Here is a 15,822-nt window from a genome sequence, read left to right on the forward strand (position 1 = left end):
CCGCCACCGAGTCGCGCACGAAGTCCTGCGGTCCGTCGAGCGCCGCCGCGGCCGCGGCCTGGCTGATCGACGACGGGCACGACGAGGTCTGCGACTGCAGCGTGCTGATCGCGCCGATGAGGCCAGGATCGCCCGCCGCGTAGCCGAGCCGCCACCCGGTCATGGCGTACGCCTTCGAGACGCCGTTGACGACCAGCACGCGGTGGCGCAGGTCGGGGGCGACGCCCACGATGCTCGGCGCGGGCTCGCCGGTGAACGAGATCTCGCCGTAGATCTCGTCCGCGAGCACCGAGACGCCCGGATGCCGCCGCAGCACGTCGGCGAGCGCGAGCAGCTCGTCGCGCGAGTACACCGCGCCCGTCGGATTGCCCGGCGTGTTCAGGATCAGCCAGGTCGTGCGGGGTCCGATCGCCTGCTCGAGCTGCGCCGCGGTGAGCTTGTACCCGGCCTCGCGCGTGGTCTGCACGATCACCGGGGTGCCGTCGTTGGCGCGCACCATGTCGGGGTACGAGACCCAGTACGGCGCAGGGATCAGCACCTCGTCGCCGGCGTCGACGCTCGCCATCAGCGCGAGGAAGATGACCTGCTTGCCGCCGCCGCCGACGGTGAGCTCGGCGTCCGAGTAGCGGATGCCGAGGGTGCGGCTGAGCGCGCCGCGCACCGCGTCGCGGAGCCTCGGCGTGCCGTTGACCGGCGTGTACTTCGTCTCGCCGGCGGCGATCGCCTCGACGGCCGCGGCCTTGACGTTCTCGGGGGTGTCGAAGTCGGGCTCGCCGACGGTGAGGTCGAGGATGCGCCGCCCCTCGGCCTTCAGCTCGCGCACGCGCGCCGCCGCGGCGGTGCTCGGCGACGGCTGGATGCGGCCGAGACGCTGGGCGGGACGGAAGCTCGCCGGCAGGACCTGCTCCATCAGCGCACGGCATCCAGGTCGGCGGCGACGACGCTCACGGCCTCCGCCTCGACGGCCTCGATCTCGTCGTCGAGGTCGGTGGTGAGCCCCTTGGCCTTGAGCACCTCGGTGAGGTTGCACAGCTCGATGGTCGTGCCCCCGGCCCAGTACTTCTCGATGAGGCCCGCCTCGGTGGCATCCCGTCGGGCCGACAGCTCGGCCGCCTCGCGCACCTCTTCGCGCCGCACGACGACGATGCCGTCGGCGTCGCCCTTGACGACGTCGCCGGGGTGGATGAGCTCGCCGCCGAACACGAGGGGCTGGTTGATCGCGCCGAGGGTCTCCTTGACGGTGCCCTTGATCGACACGCTGCCCGAGAACACCGGCAGGCCCAGCTCGCGCAGCTCGCGCGTGTCGCGGACGCCCGCGTCCGTGACCATCGCGGCGATGCCCTTGGCCTTGCAGGCGTTGCCGAGGACGTCGCCGAACATGCCGGCCTCGGAGTACTCGCCGGCCGAGACGATCAGCACGTCGCCGGGCTGGGCGAAGTGGATGGCGATCTGCAGCATCAGGTTGTCGCGCGGCGCGCACACGACGGTGAAGGCCGAGCCGACGAACGAGGTCTCCGGGTCGATCGGCTTGATCGACGAGTGGATCGCCCCGCGGCGTCCCTGTGCCTCGTGGATCGTGGCGGCGGTGTACTGGCCGAGCTGCGCGATGTCGTCGGCATCGGCGCGAGCGATGCGGGTGGTGACGTGAACCATGAGCGTCCTGCTTTCTATGCGTTCTGTTCGCGGCGGTCGAACGTGAGACCGCCGGGAACCTGGAAGGTGGGCATGAGCTCGATGAGCCCGACGTTGACGTGCCTCGGGGCCGCGATCGCGAACTCGAGCGCGGCGATCACGTCGGCGACCGTGAGCGACTCGTAGCCCTCGTAGTACGTGGCCCACGCCTCGGCATCCGTCTCGGGGGTGCCGCCGAGGTTGCGCGAGAAGATCTCGGTCTCGATGCGTCCGGGGCTGATCTCGGTGACGCGCACGCGGCGCCCCAGGGCGTCGTTGCGCAGCTGGCGGGAGAGCTGGTGCACGGCGGCCTTGGTGGCGTGGTAGGCGGTGTGCCCGAAGAAGTTGTAGTGCCCCGCGATGGACGAGACGTTGACGATGTGCCCGCGGTCGCGCTCCACCATGCCCGGCATGAGCAGACGGATGATGTGCATGACGGCGGTCAGGTTGACCTCGACCATGTCGTCGATGTCGTCCTCGGTGGCCTGCAGCACGTTGCCCATCCTGCTCACGCCGGCGGCGTTGAACACGATGTCGGCCTCGACGTCGTGCAGGGCGGCGTTGAGCGCGGCGGTGTCGCGCACGTTGAGGGGGTGGACGACCACGCCGAGGTCGGCGAGGGCGGCGAGCCGGGTCACGTCCCGCGCGATGGCGTGCACCGTGAGCCCCTTGGCGAGGAACAGCTCCACTGCTCCGCGTCCGAGGCCGCTGGTGGCGCCCGTCACCACGGCTGTTCGGTAGTCGGTGAATGTCATCGGCGGTTCCTTTCGAGAGGTGACAGGAGGGGGTGGCCGAGGGCCGTGAAGACGGATGCCGTGCGCTCCTGCAGCGCGACGAGGCGACTGCGCTCGGCACGCGCCGCGGCGACGGCCCGGTCGACGTCGACGTGGCGGAACGAGACCCGGGATCCCGGTCGCACCTGGGCGAGCGTGTCGAGCGAGACGGCGGTGACGACCGCGAGCACGGGGTAGCCGGCGGTCACGCCGCGGCCGCGGTGCAGGACGAGCAGCTCGTGACCGGGCGGGGCCTCCACGGCGCCGACGGGCACCCCGCGCGAGAGCACCTCGCCGGCGACGTGGCGCTCCGGCATCCGCCCGGCCAGTCGCAGGCCGATGTGGTTGCTCGCCGGTCCCACCGTGTAGGGCTCGTCGAACAGGACCGAGACCGTGTCGCCGAACTCGTGGACGTCGGGTCCGTCGGTCACGTCGACCACGACGGGGTCGGCCGGGTCGACGACGGCGCGCGCGTCGAGCCGGTAGAGCGGCGCCCGGAAGTGCGGGTTGACGATCGGCGGCACCGGCGTGCGGACGGCGAGCTCGTCGCCGTCGGCCAGCCGCGAGCCGAAGCCGAGCACGGTGTCGGGCGCGCAGCTGCCGAGCAGGCGCGGCACGTCGAACGAGCCGTGCACGGCCAGGTAGGTGCGCAGGCCCGCGGACATGTCCCGCAGCGACACGGTCTGGCCGGCGCGCACCGACACCGGCTCGCCGAGAGGGTGCACGACCTCGTCCACCCGCAGCGTCATGGGGGCGCCCGCGACGGCGATGAGCACGTCGGCGCCGGCCACGAGCTCGAGGTCGAAGGCCGTGACCTCGATGACGGGCGCGTCGGGGGCGTTGCCGGCGAGGACGTTCGCGATCGAGGCCGAGCGGCGATCGAGCGCGCCGCCCGACGGCACGCCGTAGTGCGGGCCGCGGCGACGCCCGAGGTCGGTGACCACGGCGGAGGGGGCGTGCACGACGCGCAGGACGGGGGCGCTCATCGGGCCGCCATGCGAGTGCCTCGGAGCGCCTCGTACTCGGCGCGGTCGATGGGCCGGAACACGACGACGTCGCCGGGGGCGTACGGCACGAGGGGCTCGGCGGAGAGATCCAGGACGGTCAGCGGCGTGCGCCCGATCAGGCACCAGCCGCCGGGAGCGGCGGCCGGCGTGATCGTGGCCTGCCGCCCCGCGAGCGACACGACGCCCTGCGGCACGTGCGCGCGGGGACTCTTCAGCCGGGGGACCGGGTGGGGGAGCGGCGGCCCGTCGAGCATGGGCGATCCGCCCGGGGCGCCCAGGCAGCGCACGACGTAGCGCGGCGCGCTGTGCAGCGCGACGAGCTCCTCGGGCGTGATGCCCTGGGCCCGGGCGACGTCCGCGAGGTCGAGGGAGCCGTCGTCGTCGTAGAGCACCGGCACCTCGAACTCCCGCGGGCTCGCCGACACCGGCTCGTCGAGGTCGAGGTCGTCGACGAGGCCCATGAGGGCCGGCACCAGCTGCGAGCTGGAGACCTCGACGGGATCGAGCTCGACGAGGAGCGCATCGTAGGTCGGGATCGTGCAGACCACGCCGGGCAGTCGCGCGCGGTCGAGCCGCCGCGCGAGGTGGTGGACGAGCCGCCATGCGACCTCGCGGTCGTCGGTCCCGGCCTCCACGCGCAGCGCCGAGTCGCCGCTGGGCGAGACGACGGCCCGCGTCGAGCCGGAAGTGGGAGCCGAGGCCATCGTCGTGCTATTCCAGCCACTCCGCGAGGGGTGCGACGGTCACGCCCTGCTCCTCGAGGCCGGCCCGGATCCGCCCGGCCAGCGTCACCGCCCCCGCCGTGTCGCCGTGGACCAGCACGGTGTCGCAGGCGACCGGGATCTGCACGCCGTGACGGCTGTCGATGACGCCGTCGACGACCATGCGGATGGTCCGGGCCCGGATCTCGTCGGGGTCGTGGATGACCGCGCCCGGCTCGGAGCGCGGCACGAGCGTGCCGTCGTCCTCGTAGGCCCGGTCGGCGATGCCCACGATCGCGACCCGCAGGCCGGCCGCGCGCGCGTGGTCGGCCAGCGCGCCGTCCTGCGCGAGCACGATCAGCTCGGGGTCGATCCGCTTCGCGGCGTCGGCGACGGCGGCGGCGTAGTCCTCGCGCACCGCGACGAGGTTGCCGAGCCGGCCGTGCGGGGCCACGTGGCCCACGCGCGCCCCGTGGTAGGCGGCGAAGGCCTGCAGGGCGCCGAGCTGGTAGACGACGTCGGTGCGCACCTCCTCGGCGGTGAGGTCCATCGCTCGCCGACCGAAGCCGCCGAGGTCGGGGAAGCTGGGGTGGGCGCCGATGCCGACTCCGCGCTGCACGCACGCTCGCACCGTGGCATCCATGATCCGCGGATCGCCGGCGTGGAAGCCGCACGCGATGTTGGCCGAGCTGAGGATGTCGAGGAGCGCTTCGTCGTCCCCCATGCGCCAGGGGCCGAAGCCCTCACCGAGGTCCGCGACGAGATCGATCTTCCTGCCCAACTCCTGCCTCCGATCCTGCGGCGCGACCGCCGCGTGACGTCCTGCTCACAAGGGTATCGAGGCGGCACCGTGCAAAGCACGGAGCATGCCAAAACTGTGCCAAGAATGCTCGGCCGTCGCGTCACCGCGCGGATCGTCACGGCCTGAGCGCGGCAATCGGGCACGGCTTGTGCCGTCCGATGCGGGGTCCGCGGATGCCGTCGCGCAACGGCGCCGCGTGCCGCCGGCGTGCTCGGCGGCCCGGCCGGGCGGGCGACCCCGGCACGTGACGAGAGGGTGCCCGCCGGTCGTCCGGCGAGCACCCTCTCGGTGTGCGTCGTGGGTCCGGCGGGCCGATCGCGAGACGCGACCGGCCCGCCGGCGGCGTCAGGCGCGCGCGGCTCCGGGGAGCACGATCGCGGCCGTGACGACCTCCTTCTCGCGCTCGCTCTGCTGGATGTCGTCGAGCTCGTCGAGCGTGTACTTGCGGGTCTCCTTGGCGGTCAGCGCGGAGATCGTCGAGAGCAGCATCAGGCCGATCGCGAGCATCGCCGGGCCGAACCAGTTCTTCAGGTCGTCGCCGGCGAGCGCGGTCGACAGCACCGGGGCGATGGCGCCCGCGAGGGCGAAACCGATCTGGGTGCCGGTCGCGAGCCCCGAGACGCGCACGCGGTTCGGGAACATCTCGGAGAAGAACGCCGGCCACGCGGCGTTCGCGGTCGAGTAGAACAGGCCGTTGCAGAGCACGCCCAGCACGAAGATCAGCGCCCAGTTGCCGGTCGTGATCGACCAGAGGTAGGGGACGGTGGTGAGGCCCGCGCCGAGTGCGCCGATGATGAACACGGTCTTGCGCCCGATCTTGTCGGCCAGGAGGCCGCCGAACGGCGTGTAGATGAGGGCGACGAAGCTCGCGAGAACGGGAACCACCAGCATCGTCGGCCGGTCCAGCTCGTACCCGGTGGTCGCGAAGGCCACGGAGAAGGAGGCGAACACGTAGCTGACGCCGGCGATCATCGCACACGCCGCGATCCGGATGATGGCGACCCAGTGGAACCGCAGGGCCTGCTTCATCGGCGGGATCTGCACCTTGATGGCCTGGGTCTCGAGGAACGCGGGCGGCTCCTCCAGCGTGCGCCGGATGATGTAGGCGACGACGACGACCACGGCCGAGAGCCAGAACGGCACGCGCCAGGCCCAGCCCAGCAGCACGTCCTGGGGGAGGGCGGCGAACGGGATGAAGACCGCCGTCGCGAGCAGGCCGCCCGAGGCCGAGCCGCTCGTGACGAAGCTGGTCGTGAACGCGCGGCGGCGATCGGGGGCGTGCTCCAGGCTCATGCTGATCGCCGCGGCCTGCTCGCCCGACACCGAGAGGCCCTGGATCATGCGGATCACGACCAGCAGGATGGGCGCGAGCGGCCCGATCTGCTCGTAGGTCGGCAGGCAGCCGATCAGGAAGGTGCAGGCGCCGATGCCGAACAGCGTGATCATCATCACGAACTTGCGGCCGAAGCGGTCGGCGAGGGGCCCCAGGATGAAGGCGCCGAGCGGGCGCACGAGGAAGCCGACCGCGAAGGTCGCCATGCTCAGGAGCACGCCGATGCCCGGGGGCAGGTCCGGCGGGAAGAAGATCACGTTGAACACGAGCGCCGCCGCGGTGCCGTAGACGGCGAAGTCGTAGTACTCCAGGGTCGTGCCGACCCAGGAGGCCACCGCAGCTTTGATCGGTGTCTTGCGGTGTGTTGCGGTTTCGGTCATTTCGCCTCCATCGGCGCGGGAATCGGGGTGAGGTCGTGCGTTCTCAGCAGGGTAGGGGGACGAGGCATCGGCGTGTCAGTAGGCATGCCAAAGTCGTGCCATAAGGCAGGCATGATGAGTGCTAGAACGTGATATTTACGCGGCAGTTTCTGGCACAAAAGGCAAAGTACGTGCCATCTATCTACGCGATCGCGATGCTGTCCGACCTTCTCGTCACCTCCTCCCGCCCCCGCTCCCCGCTTCGATCGTGCCCCGCCTGCGCGGTGGACGGACCATGGACGCGGCGATCACGACGCACAGCGGGATGCCCGCGAGCACCGCCGACGGCAGTGCGAAGCCGCCGGCGAGCTCGGCGCCGAGCGCGAGGGCGTACGGGCCGAGGGCCGACGCCGCCATCGCGATCGCCCACGTGACGCCGCGGATCGTGCCGATGTGGGCGACTCCGTAGTACCGGGCGAACGTCGCCGCCTCGACGCCGCGCAGGCTCCCGCCGGCGCATCCGAGCACCAGGCCGTACGCGATCGCCGGCCAGCCGGTGGAGACGACCGAGACCATCAGCAGCGCTCCCGCCATCGACAGCATCGAGAACACGAGGAAGATCCGCGGGTCGGCGCGATCGATCAGGGCGCCCACCCCGAGCGTCGCGACGAGCGCCGTGACGGTCTGCGGCAGGAAGTTCGCCGCGGCCTCGAACGGGGAGAGGCCGCGCTCGCCGAGCACGGCGATCTGGTGGAACGCCAGCGCGGTGCCGAGCATCGACGTCGTGCCGACGGCCGCCGTGACGACCCAGAACATGCCGGTGCGGCGCGCCTCGGCGAGCGTCCACCCCTCTGCCGGGCTCGACCGCCCGTCCTGCCGGGGCGCCTCCGGGCGCCGGATCAGGAGGGCCGCCGGGATCACGAGCACGAGCACGGCGAGCGCCTCCCACCGCCAGGCCGCCTGGATGCCGACCGCGGCGATCAGGCGCTCGAGGGCGATCGGGGCGAGCGAGATGCCCGCGGAGCCGATCGCCGCCGAGATGCCGAGGGCCAGGCCGCGCCGGTGGACGACGGCGCGCGAGACGGCCGTCGTGACCGCGAGGCTGAGCGCCCCCTGCCCGGTCAGTCGGACCCCCACGAATCCGGCCGTCAGCCCGATGACGTCGGCCACGAGGCTCAGGGCGAACAGGATGCCGGCGAAGACGACCGCGATGGCCACGATCACGTGGCGCACGTCCCACCGGTCGACGGCGCGGCCGACGAGGGGCTGCGCCGCCGCGCCGATGAGCGTGCCGATCAGGTAGCTCAGCGCGATCGCGGTGCGGTCGATGCCGAGGCCGTCGATGAGCGGGTCGGTGAACACCGAGAGCCCCGCGGTCTGGCCCGGGGCGGTCATGACGGAGATGAGCCCGGCGGCCGCCACCGTCGTCCACCAGCCGATCGAGAGCCGGCGCCGTGGCGGGCGCGCGCGACCGCTGCGGGAGGCGGGCAGGGGGATCGGCTCGGTCGAGGTCACGGCGACTCCCTTCCGCGCCTCCTGACGCGTCGCGCACGCGACGGGTCAGTTCGACGACTCTGTCCGCTCGCACGTCATCTGGCACAGTACTTGCCATGGCGTACCTTGAAACGGCCTTGGTCAGTGAGTGTATGGGCTTTCCGCCGAAAGTTTGGCACTGGTATGGCAAAAGTGTGGCGGGTGCCATTGCTGGGCCATAACGTACGGGGAAACGGCATCGACCACGGGAACCCGGAGACGAGGTCATCGCATGCAAGGACGCGCGAGAGAGTCCGCACCGCCGCAGGCGGAGACGCCGACGGCATCCGCCACGGCCGTCTCACGCCGCCCGCGGATGCGGCGCCCCTGGCTGGCGAAGGCGGCGCCCTACATCTTCCTCGGGCCGTGGCTGATCGGCATGCTCGGCATCACCCTGGGGCCCATGATCGCCTCGCTGGTGCTGTCGTTCACCGACTACAGCTTCCTGCGCGACCCGGACTGGGTGGGGCTGGACAACTACGTGCGGATGTTCACGAACGATCCGCGGTACCTGTCGTCGATGGTCGTGACCTTCACGTACGTGTTCGTGTCGGTGCCGCTGCAGCTGGGCTTCGCGCTGCTGATCGCCGTGGTGCTCAACCAGGGACTCCGGGGCCTCGCCTTCTACCGCTCGGTCTACTACCTGCCCTCCCTGCTCGGCTCCAGTGTCGCGATCGCGATCCTGTGGCGGCAGGTCTTCGGCGGCGACGGCCTCGTCAACCAGGTCCTCGGGCTCCTCGGCGTCGAGGGGCTCCCGAACTGGATCGCCACCCCGGAGTACGCGCTCGGCACCCTGATCACGTTGAACGTCTGGACGTTCGGCTCGCCGATGATCATCTTCCTCGCCGGGCTCCGTCAGGTGCCGCCCGAGCTGCTCGAGGCGGCGGCCGTCGACGGCGCGGGCCGGTGGACGCGGTTCTGGAAGATCACCATCCCGATGATCACGCCGGTGATCTTCTTCAACCTGGTGCTGCAGATGATCGGCGCGTTCCAGACGTTCACGCAGGCCTACATCGTCTCCGGCGGATCCGGCGGCCCGGTCGACTCCACCCTGTTCTACACGCTGTACCTGTACCAGAAGGCGTTCCGCGACTTCGACATGGGCTACGCCTCCGCGATGGCCTGGGTGCTGCTGCTCATCATCGCCCTGTTCACCTGGCTGGCATTCGCGACCCAGGACCGCTGGGTCCACTACGGAGAGGAGTGACGGGATGTCGCTGAACCCGTCCGACGAGGCCCGCACCCTCACCGAGCGCCTGGTCGTCCCCGAGCCCGCCCGGCGCCCGTCGAAGCCGGCCATGACCATGAAGCGGATGCTCCTGCACCTGCTGATCATCGCCTTCGGCATCGTGATGATCTATCCGCTGCTGTGGATGGTGTCGTCGTCGGTCAAGCCGACGTCCGAGATCTTCAGCAAGCCCGGCCTCATCCCCGAGACCTTCACGCTGCAGAACTACGTCGACGGCTGGAACGCGATCGGCTTCCCGTTCGCGCTGTTCCTGGGGAACTCCTTCCTGATCGCCATCGTGTCGGTGGTCGGCAACCTGATCTCCTGCACGCTCGCCGCGTACGCCTTCGCCCGACTGGAGTTCCGGTTCAAGAAGACCCTCTTCGCGGCGATGATGGCGACCCTCATGCTGCCCTTCCACGTGCTCCTGGTGCCGCAGTACATCCTGTTCAACAACCTCGGCATGGTCGACACGTTCTGGCCGCTGATCCTCCCCAAGTTCCTCGCGGTCGACACGTTCTTCATCTTCCTCGCGGTGCAGTTCATCCGCTCCCTGCCGCGGTCGCTCGACGACGCGGCGGCGATCGACGGCTGCGGCCCGTTCGCGGTGTTCTGGCGCATCATCCTGCCGCTCCTGGGCCCCGCCCTGGCGGTGACCACTGCGTTCACCTTCATCTGGACCTGGAACGACTTCCTGACGCCGCTGCTCTACCTCACCAGCCGCGAGAACTTCACCGTCCCCCTCGCGCTGAACGCGTTCCTCGACTCCGAGGCGCAGTCGCAGTGGGGCGCCATGTTCGCCATGTCGATGCTGTCGCTCCTGCCGGTCTTCCTCATCTTCCTGTTCGCGCAGAAGTACCTGGTCAAAGGCATCGCCACCACCGGCCTCAAGTAGACGCCCACCCCCACCCCTGAAAGGCACCCCCAATGAGAACACGGCATCGCAGAACCGCTCTCACACTCACCGCCGCCGCCACGGCCATCCTCCTCCTCGGCGGATGCGCGAGCGGCGGAGGCGGAGCGGCACCCGAATCGGAGGCCGACCTGAACAAGCGCCCCGACAAGGTCGACTTCACGCTCGCGCTCTACGGCGACGCGAAGCGCGTCGACCTCTACGAGCAGGCTCTGCCCCTCTTCACCGACAGCCAGGAGGACGTCAGCGTCGCGATCGAGTTCGCCGACCGCGGCGCGTACTACGAGCGCCTCACGACCGCGGCCGCGTCGAAGAAGCTCCCCGACGTGTTCTGGCTCAACGACTCGTACTTCACGCGTTACGCGAGCTCGGGGTCGCTCCTCGACCTCACGCCCTACATCGAGGCGAAGCAGATCGACACCGAGGGCTGGGGCGAGACGTGGCTGCCCTACGGCGAGATCGACGGCACCTCGTACGGCGTGCCGAGCCACTTCAACGGCGTGGCCACGATCCTCGACCAGCGGATCCTCGACGCCGCGGGCGTGAAGTACGACGCGAAGACGTGGGAGGAGGCCTTCGCCCTCGGGCGCAAGCTGACCCGTCCCGCCGACAAGGTCTGGGGCGTCGAGGACATCACCCTCAGCTTCTCCCAGCTCCCGTTCCAGGCCTGGGTGCGCCAGCACGGCGAGGAGCTGTTCGACGACAAGGGCCAGATCGGCTTCGACAAGAAGCTGCTCGTCGACTGGTGGAAGATGTGGGACGACCTGCGCAAGGACGGCGTGATCCCGCCGCCGGACGTCCAGATCGAGAGCCAGGCGCAGGGCACGGCCACGGCTCTGCTCACCCACGGCCAGGTCGCGATCCGCTTCTCCAGCGCGACGCACGTGAGCGCGTTCGGCGTCCTCCGCGACGGCGGGCTGAACATCGCGTCCTTCCCGGAGATCAAGGGCGCCGACGAGGACTGGCGCATGTACACGGCGCTCGTGCTCGTGGCGGCGGCCAACACCGACGCCCCCGGCGTCGCGGCCGACCTGATCGACTTCCTCGTCAACGACAAGGATGCCGCCGCGATCACGCAGATCAACATGGGCACCCCCACGCCGCCCGACGTCGCCGAGTCGGTCATCCCGCTCCTCTCGCCGGTCGACCAGCAGGTCGTCGAGTACCTCAACGAGGCCCAGACGCACCCGTCGCGTCCGACCCCGCCGGTGCCCGAGGCCGCGGAGAGCTTCTACGACGCGCTCGCGCGCTTCTCGCAGGAGATCGCCTACGGTCGCATGACCCCCGAGAAGGCCGCCGACGCGCTCTTCTCGGAGGCCGCCTCCATCCTCAAGTGAGCCCCGAGTGCGGCCAGGCGCGTGCGCCTGGCCGCACTCGTCTGCACGCACGCACGAGACGCGAAGGGAGCGGCACCGGCATGGCCGCGCACGACACCGCCTGGATCGGCACGTGGGACCTCCCCAAGACGCGCGGCGCGGACGCGCTCACGGTCTGCGAGCGCGATCGCGCGACCGGCGCGTTGACGCCGATCCGGTCGCTCCTGCCCGGCGTCAGCGTCGGCGCGATGCACCTCGACGAGCGCCGCCGTGTGCTCTACGTCACCGACGAGGACACCCGCCACGGCGCCGACCGCCAGGGTGCCGGCGGGAGCGTCATCGCGCTCGCCGTGCACGACGACGGCGCGCTCGTCGAGATCGGCCGCCGCCCGAGCTACGGCTCGCTGCCCAGCTACGTCGCCGTCGATCCGACCGGCGGCTTCCTGCTGGTGACCAACCACACGGCATCCGCCCCCGTCGCGCGGCTCGCCGGCTCGCGCGCCGGCGACTATCGCATGACGCTCGCCTACGACACGGCCACGACCGTGCTCTTCCCGCTCGGCGGCGACGGCGGCATCGGCGAGCCCCTCGACGTCCTCGTCCACGACGCTCCCGCCGGTCCCCGCCCGGGTCAGACCCACCCGCGACCGCACTGCGTCGTGGCGTCCCCCTCCGGAGCCTTCTTCGTCGTGTGCGACAAGGGCTCCGACCGCATCCTCACGATCGGCGTCGACGCGGATGCCGGCCGGATCCGCCCGCTCGCCGGCGACGGGTTCGCCGCGCCCCCGGGCAGCTCGCCCCGCTACGCGGCGTTCCATCCGACCCGGCCGTTCCTGTTCGTCAATCACGAGACCGCGCCGATCGTCTCCTCGTTCCGGCACACCGACGCCGGCGAGCTCGTCCCGATCGGCACCGCCGACGTGCTCCTCGCCGACGGCGACGGGGCCGGCGCGCGGCAGTCCGACCTCCGCGTGCATCCGAGCGGCGCGTTCGTCTTCTCCCTGGTCCGCGGCGACGACAGCGTGTGCGTGCTCGCCGTCGACGAGGCGTCCGGCAGCCTCCGGCCGCTCCACACGGTGAGGGTCGGCGCCGCCGCGCCGCGCGGCTGCGCGATCTCGCCGGACGGCGCGTTCCTCTACATCGCCTCGGCCGGCGGCGACGAGGTCTCGGCCTGGCGCATCGACGCGCACGGCGGCCTCACGCCCGCCGGCGCACCGCTGCGCACGCCCGCACCGGGCGCGATCGTCCTCCATGCCCCTCGCGCGGACACGCCGCGCAGTCAGAAAGGAAACCCATGATCCCCTCCACCGTCACCGACGAGGTCACCCCCGATCGGACGACGCACGCGTTCCCGAAGATCTTCACGATGGCCGCCGACCAGGGGATCCGCACCTTCGAGGTGCGCATGGTGGAGGCCAAGCGGTTCCCCGTCGTCGAGGCGTCCGCGTGGGATCGGATGAAGCGGTACGGCGCCGAGTTCGGCATCGACTTCACAGCGGTCTCGCCGGGGCTGTTCAAGGTCGACCTGCACAGCGACCTGCTGCGCTTCCACACCGCCGAGCTCCTCACGATGAGCCTCGAGCTGGCGGAGCGGCTGGAGGTCGGCCGGCTCATCACGTTCGGCGTGGAGCGCAGCCCGCTCGACGCCGAGTCGGACTTCGGCCGCGTGGTCGACCTCATCGGCGAGGCCGTCGACGTCGCCGCGGCGCGCGGCTTCGACGTGCTGCTCGAGAACATCCCCGGGTCGTGGGCCGACACGGGCGAGAACTGCCTGCGCATCCTGGAGGGCGTCGGCCGGTCGAGCTTCGGCTACGTGTGGGACACCGGCAACCTGTACGAGGCCGAGGCGCGGCACTTCCGCACGAGCTACGAGCTGCTGCGGCCGCACATCCGCGACGTCCACCTCAAGGACGGCAGCATCGTGGACGGGCGCATGGTGTGGCAGCGCTTCGGGACGGGCGAGACCGACATCGCGGGTCAGGTCGAGACGCTGCGGCGCGACGGCTACACCGGGTCGCTCACCGTCGAGGCCAAGTGCGAGCCGCACGAGGACGAGGACTTCATCGAGTCGGTCGGCTACCTGAACGGGCTGCTGGCGGTGCCGGCGGGCGTCTGATCGAGGCCGGGCCCCGCCGCGGAGTGCGCGCGGGGCCGGCTCACACCCGCGCGGGGCCGGTGGAGTCGCGCACCGTGAGGTGGGCCGACACGTGGTCGACGCGCGGGGCGGGGGCCTTCGACGTGAAGCGGCCGATGAGCAGCTCGGTCGCCGCGCGGCCGGCGCGGTCGCCCGATGCCGTGATCGTCGTCAGCGGCGGATCGGCGGTGGCCGCGCCGAAGATGTCGTCGCAGCCGACCACGCTGATGTCGCCGGGGATGTCGATGCCGCGCTGGCGGAACCGCACCATCGCGCCGATCGCCAGCGTGTCGTTGAAGAAGAGCGCGGCGCTCACGCCGCTCAGCGCCACCGCGTCGGCGGCCGCACCGCCGGCCGCGAGCGACGGATGGAACGATCCGATCGGCAGGAGCTCGGCCTCGGAGTGCTCGGCGGCCGCGCTCAGCGCGTTCCAGCGCGCCCGGTCGGTCCACGAGGTCTCCGGCCCGCGGACGTAGGCGATGCGGCGGTGGCCGAGCGAGACGAGGTAGTTGAGCGCCTGCACCGAGGCCGAGGCCGTGTCGATGATGAGGCTCGAGATCTCGGGCACCTCTCGGTTGATGACGACGAGCGGCACCGCGTACGAGATCGTCGTGAGGACGGCGTCGTCGGAGCGGGGCGCCGCGATGACGATGCCGTCGACCGTGCGCGACAGCTCTTTGAGCCACTCCTGCTCGACGTGCGCCGAGTCCTCGGTGCTGATCAGCAGCTGCAGGAAGCCGGCGGCCTGGCACTGCGCCTGGCTGCCGCGCAGCAGGTCGAAGACGAACGGATTGGTGAGGTTGGGCAGCACGAGCCCGATCGTGCCGCGGGCGCGGCCCTCGCTGTCGATCGGGAGCATCGCCGAGCTGTAGCCCATCTCGACGGCCTTGCGCGTGATGCGCTCGTACATCTGCACGCTGACGCGGCCCGGGTTGCTCATCGCACGCGACACCGTCGAGGGCGCGACGCCGCACGCACGGGCGATGTCGGTCAGGCTGACACGTCGTGGGAACCGCCGCTGCGGGACTGCCATGGTGACCATTGTGCACGACCACGGCACGATCCGTGCCACTCCGCCGGTGCCGCCGCTCGCCGGCTCACTGCCCGGCATCCCGGTCACTGTGCAGCAGCGCAGTGACTCGGCGGGAGCGCAGTGACTCGCGCCGCAGGGCCGTGACTCGGCAGCGGGGCCGCGGGCGGGTCGGGATGCCGTGAGCCCGGGTGTGCGCGAGTGCTACTTGGCGACGAGCGTGGTCTCGAAGCTGTAGCTGTCGGGGCGATAGCAGTGCACGCCGTATTCGATGGCGCGGCCCGACGCATCGTACGCCGTGCGCTCCATCGTGAGCACCGGACCGTCGTGGTCGATGCCGAGGAGCTCGCCCTCGTCGTCGTGCGCGCGGCGTGCGCCGATGCGCTGGTGGGCGATGCGGATGGCGACGCCCCGCGCGCGCAGCAGCTGGTAGAGCCCGCGCTCCTCCAGCTGCTCGCCGGTGATGTCGGCGAACTCGCCGGGCAGGTAGTTCTCCAGCACCGCCACGGGAGCCCCGTCGGTGCTGCGCTGCCGGCGGACGCGGACGACCGACGAGCCCGGCTCGACGCCGAGGCGCTCGGCGATCGCGTCGGAGGCCGCCGTCACCTCGAGCGCCAGCACGCGCGTGGCCGGCTGGTGGTGGGTGCTCTGCAGGTCCTCGTAGAGGCTCGTCAGCTCGACCGGCCGGGTCACCTGGCCCTGCACGACCTGCGTGCCGACGCCGCGCCGCCGCACCAGCAGTCCCTTGTCGACGAGCTCCTGGATCGCGCGGCGCACCGTGGGCCGTGACAGGCCGAGGCGCTCGCCGATCGCGATCTCGTTCTCGAGCCGGACCCCCGGGGGCACCTCGCCCGAGCGGATGGCCGCCTCCAGTCGCCGCGAGACCTGGTAGTACAGGGGGACGGGACCGGTGCGGTCGAGATCGGCGAACAGGTGGTCGGGCCAGACCGGCTGATCGGTCGCCATCGTGTGCTCCCCCTGAGTCGGAAGGGATGAGAGTTCCGCCTCTTGTCACGACAATC

Annotated in this window: 16 protein-coding genes; 6 read left to right on the forward strand and 10 right to left on the reverse strand. The window is 71.3% G+C overall.

Annotated elements, in window-relative coordinates:
* From WML84_RS02200 to WML84_RS02235, 8 genes are all read right to left on the reverse strand, one after another.
* The coding region (locus WML84_RS02200) for an aminotransferase class I/II-fold pyridoxal phosphate-dependent enzyme (RefSeq protein WP_347344526.1) at nucleotides 1–910 on the reverse strand (910 nt) is incomplete at its 3' end.
* On the reverse strand, nucleotides 910–1,653 hold the full coding sequence (locus tag WML84_RS02205) for a 4-carboxy-4-hydroxy-2-oxoadipate aldolase/oxaloacetate decarboxylase (protein ID WP_347344527.1): 744 nt from the start codon (nucleotides 1,651–1,653) through the stop codon (nucleotides 910–912). The genes WML84_RS02205 and WML84_RS02200, both read right to left, overlap by 1 nt.
* Nucleotides 1,654–1,667: 14 nt before the next feature.
* Complete coding sequence (locus WML84_RS02210; RefSeq protein ID WP_347344528.1) at nucleotides 1,668–2,426, reverse strand: SDR family oxidoreductase; 759 nt, start codon at nucleotides 2,424–2,426, stop codon at nucleotides 1,668–1,670.
* Nucleotides 2,423–3,430, reverse strand: coding sequence for a biotin-dependent carboxyltransferase family protein (locus WML84_RS02215; RefSeq protein WP_347344529.1), 1,008 nt, complete (start codon nucleotides 3,428–3,430; stop codon nucleotides 2,423–2,425). Before WML84_RS02215 ends, WML84_RS02210 begins: the two co-directional genes overlap by 4 nt.
* Complete coding sequence (locus WML84_RS02220; RefSeq protein WP_347344530.1) at nucleotides 3,427–4,155, reverse strand: carboxyltransferase domain-containing protein; 729 nt, start codon at nucleotides 4,153–4,155, stop codon at nucleotides 3,427–3,429. The genes WML84_RS02215 and WML84_RS02220 overlap by 4 nt, the downstream gene beginning before the upstream one ends.
* A 7-nt stretch (nucleotides 4,156–4,162) precedes the next feature.
* Nucleotides 4,163–4,933, reverse strand: coding sequence for a 5-oxoprolinase subunit PxpA (locus WML84_RS02225; protein WP_347344531.1), 771 nt, complete (start codon nucleotides 4,931–4,933; stop codon nucleotides 4,163–4,165).
* A 366-nt stretch (nucleotides 4,934–5,299) separates the two neighbouring features.
* On the reverse strand, nucleotides 5,300–6,667 hold the full coding sequence (locus WML84_RS02230) for an MFS transporter (protein WP_347344532.1): 1,368 nt from the start codon (nucleotides 6,665–6,667) through the stop codon (nucleotides 5,300–5,302).
* A 213-nt stretch (nucleotides 6,668–6,880) separates the two neighbouring features.
* Nucleotides 6,881–8,161: an MFS transporter gene (locus WML84_RS02235; protein ID WP_347344533.1), complete on the reverse strand. Its 1,281-nt coding sequence runs from the start codon at nucleotides 8,159–8,161 to the stop codon at nucleotides 6,881–6,883.
* A gap of 334 nt (nucleotides 8,162–8,495) precedes the next feature.
* Here WML84_RS02235 and WML84_RS02240 point away from each other — a divergent pair, with 334 nt between their 5' ends.
* The 5 genes from WML84_RS02240 (at nucleotide 8,496) to WML84_RS02260 (ending at nucleotide 13,752) form a co-directional block, all read left to right on the forward strand.
* Entirely contained in the window at nucleotides 8,496–9,386 is an 891-nt protein-coding gene (locus tag WML84_RS02240; RefSeq protein WP_347344557.1) for a sugar ABC transporter permease, read from the forward strand.
* A 4-nt stretch (nucleotides 9,387–9,390) separates the two neighbouring features.
* Nucleotides 9,391–10,302 (forward strand): carbohydrate ABC transporter permease, encoded by a 912-nt coding sequence (locus WML84_RS02245; protein ID WP_347344534.1) that lies wholly within the window; start codon nucleotides 9,391–9,393, stop codon nucleotides 10,300–10,302.
* A 32-nt stretch (nucleotides 10,303–10,334) separates the two neighbouring features.
* Nucleotides 10,335–11,657, forward strand: coding sequence for an extracellular solute-binding protein (locus WML84_RS02250; RefSeq protein WP_347344535.1), 1,323 nt, complete (start codon nucleotides 10,335–10,337; stop codon nucleotides 11,655–11,657).
* Between the two features lie 80 nt (nucleotides 11,658–11,737).
* Complete coding sequence (locus WML84_RS02255; RefSeq protein ID WP_347344536.1) at nucleotides 11,738–12,934, forward strand: beta-propeller fold lactonase family protein; 1,197 nt, start codon at nucleotides 11,738–11,740, stop codon at nucleotides 12,932–12,934.
* Nucleotides 12,931–13,752: a sugar phosphate isomerase/epimerase family protein gene (locus WML84_RS02260; RefSeq protein ID WP_347344537.1), complete on the forward strand. Its 822-nt coding sequence runs from the start codon at nucleotides 12,931–12,933 to the stop codon at nucleotides 13,750–13,752. The genes WML84_RS02255 and WML84_RS02260 overlap by 4 nt, the downstream gene beginning before the upstream one ends.
* 40 nt (nucleotides 13,753–13,792) lie before the next feature.
* Here WML84_RS02260 and WML84_RS02265 read toward each other — a convergent pair whose 3' ends face one another.
* The gene (locus tag WML84_RS02265; RefSeq protein WP_347344538.1) at nucleotides 13,793–14,803 is read right to left on the reverse strand and encodes a LacI family DNA-binding transcriptional regulator; all 1,011 of its coding nucleotides are present in this window, start codon (nucleotides 14,801–14,803) and stop codon (nucleotides 13,793–13,795) included.
* 1 nt (nucleotide 14,804) lies between these two features.
* On the opposite strand from WML84_RS02265, the gene WML84_RS02270 reads away from it, so the two are divergent.
* Nucleotides 14,805–14,927 (forward strand): hypothetical protein, encoded by a 123-nt coding sequence (locus WML84_RS02270; protein ID WP_347344539.1) that lies wholly within the window; start codon nucleotides 14,805–14,807, stop codon nucleotides 14,925–14,927.
* Between the two features lie 77 nt (nucleotides 14,928–15,004).
* On the opposite strand, the gene WML84_RS02275 is transcribed toward WML84_RS02270, so the two are convergent.
* Nucleotides 15,005–15,766 carry a GntR family transcriptional regulator gene (locus WML84_RS02275; RefSeq protein WP_347344540.1) on the reverse strand — a complete coding sequence of 254 codons (762 nt, stop codon included), beginning with the start codon at nucleotides 15,764–15,766 and terminating at the stop codon, nucleotides 15,005–15,007.
* Between the last annotated feature and the right edge of the window lie 56 nt (nucleotides 15,767–15,822).

The organism is Microbacterium sp. (genome assembly GCF_039812165.1).
Lineage (GTDB): Bacteria > Actinomycetota > Actinomycetes > Actinomycetales > Microbacteriaceae > Microbacterium.

Excerpts from the sequence above, each read along its gene's own strand:
- WML84_RS02205 (WP_347344527.1), bottom strand. The coding sequence starts at position 1,653 with ATGGTTCACGTCACCACCCGCATCGCTCGCGCCGATGCCGACGACATC.
- WML84_RS02210 (WP_347344528.1), bottom strand. The coding sequence starts at position 2,426 with ATGACATTCACCGACTACCGAACAGCCGTGGTGACGGGCGCCACCAGC.
- WML84_RS02215 (WP_347344529.1), bottom strand. The coding sequence starts at position 3,430 with ATGAGCGCCCCCGTCCTGCGCGTCGTGCACGCCCCCTCCGCCGTGGTC.
- WML84_RS02220 (WP_347344530.1), bottom strand. The coding sequence starts at position 4,155 with ATGGCCTCGGCTCCCACTTCCGGCTCGACGCGGGCCGTCGTCTCGCCC.
- WML84_RS02230 (WP_347344532.1), bottom strand. The coding sequence starts at position 6,667 with ATGACCGAAACCGCAACACACCGCAAGACACCGATCAAAGCTGCGGTG.
- WML84_RS02240 (WP_347344557.1), top strand. The coding sequence starts at position 8,496 with ATGCGGCGCCCCTGGCTGGCGAAGGCGGCGCCCTACATCTTCCTCGGG.
- WML84_RS02245 (WP_347344534.1), top strand. The coding sequence starts at position 9,391 with ATGTCGCTGAACCCGTCCGACGAGGCCCGCACCCTCACCGAGCGCCTG.
- WML84_RS02250 (WP_347344535.1), top strand. The coding sequence starts at position 10,335 with ATGAGAACACGGCATCGCAGAACCGCTCTCACACTCACCGCCGCCGCC.
- WML84_RS02255 (WP_347344536.1), top strand. The coding sequence starts at position 11,738 with ATGGCCGCGCACGACACCGCCTGGATCGGCACGTGGGACCTCCCCAAG.
- WML84_RS02260 (WP_347344537.1), top strand. The coding sequence starts at position 12,931 with ATGATCCCCTCCACCGTCACCGACGAGGTCACCCCCGATCGGACGACG.
- WML84_RS02265 (WP_347344538.1), bottom strand. The coding sequence starts at position 14,803 with ATGGCAGTCCCGCAGCGGCGGTTCCCACGACGTGTCAGCCTGACCGAC.
- WML84_RS02275 (WP_347344540.1), bottom strand. The coding sequence starts at position 15,766 with ATGGCGACCGATCAGCCGGTCTGGCCCGACCACCTGTTCGCCGATCTC.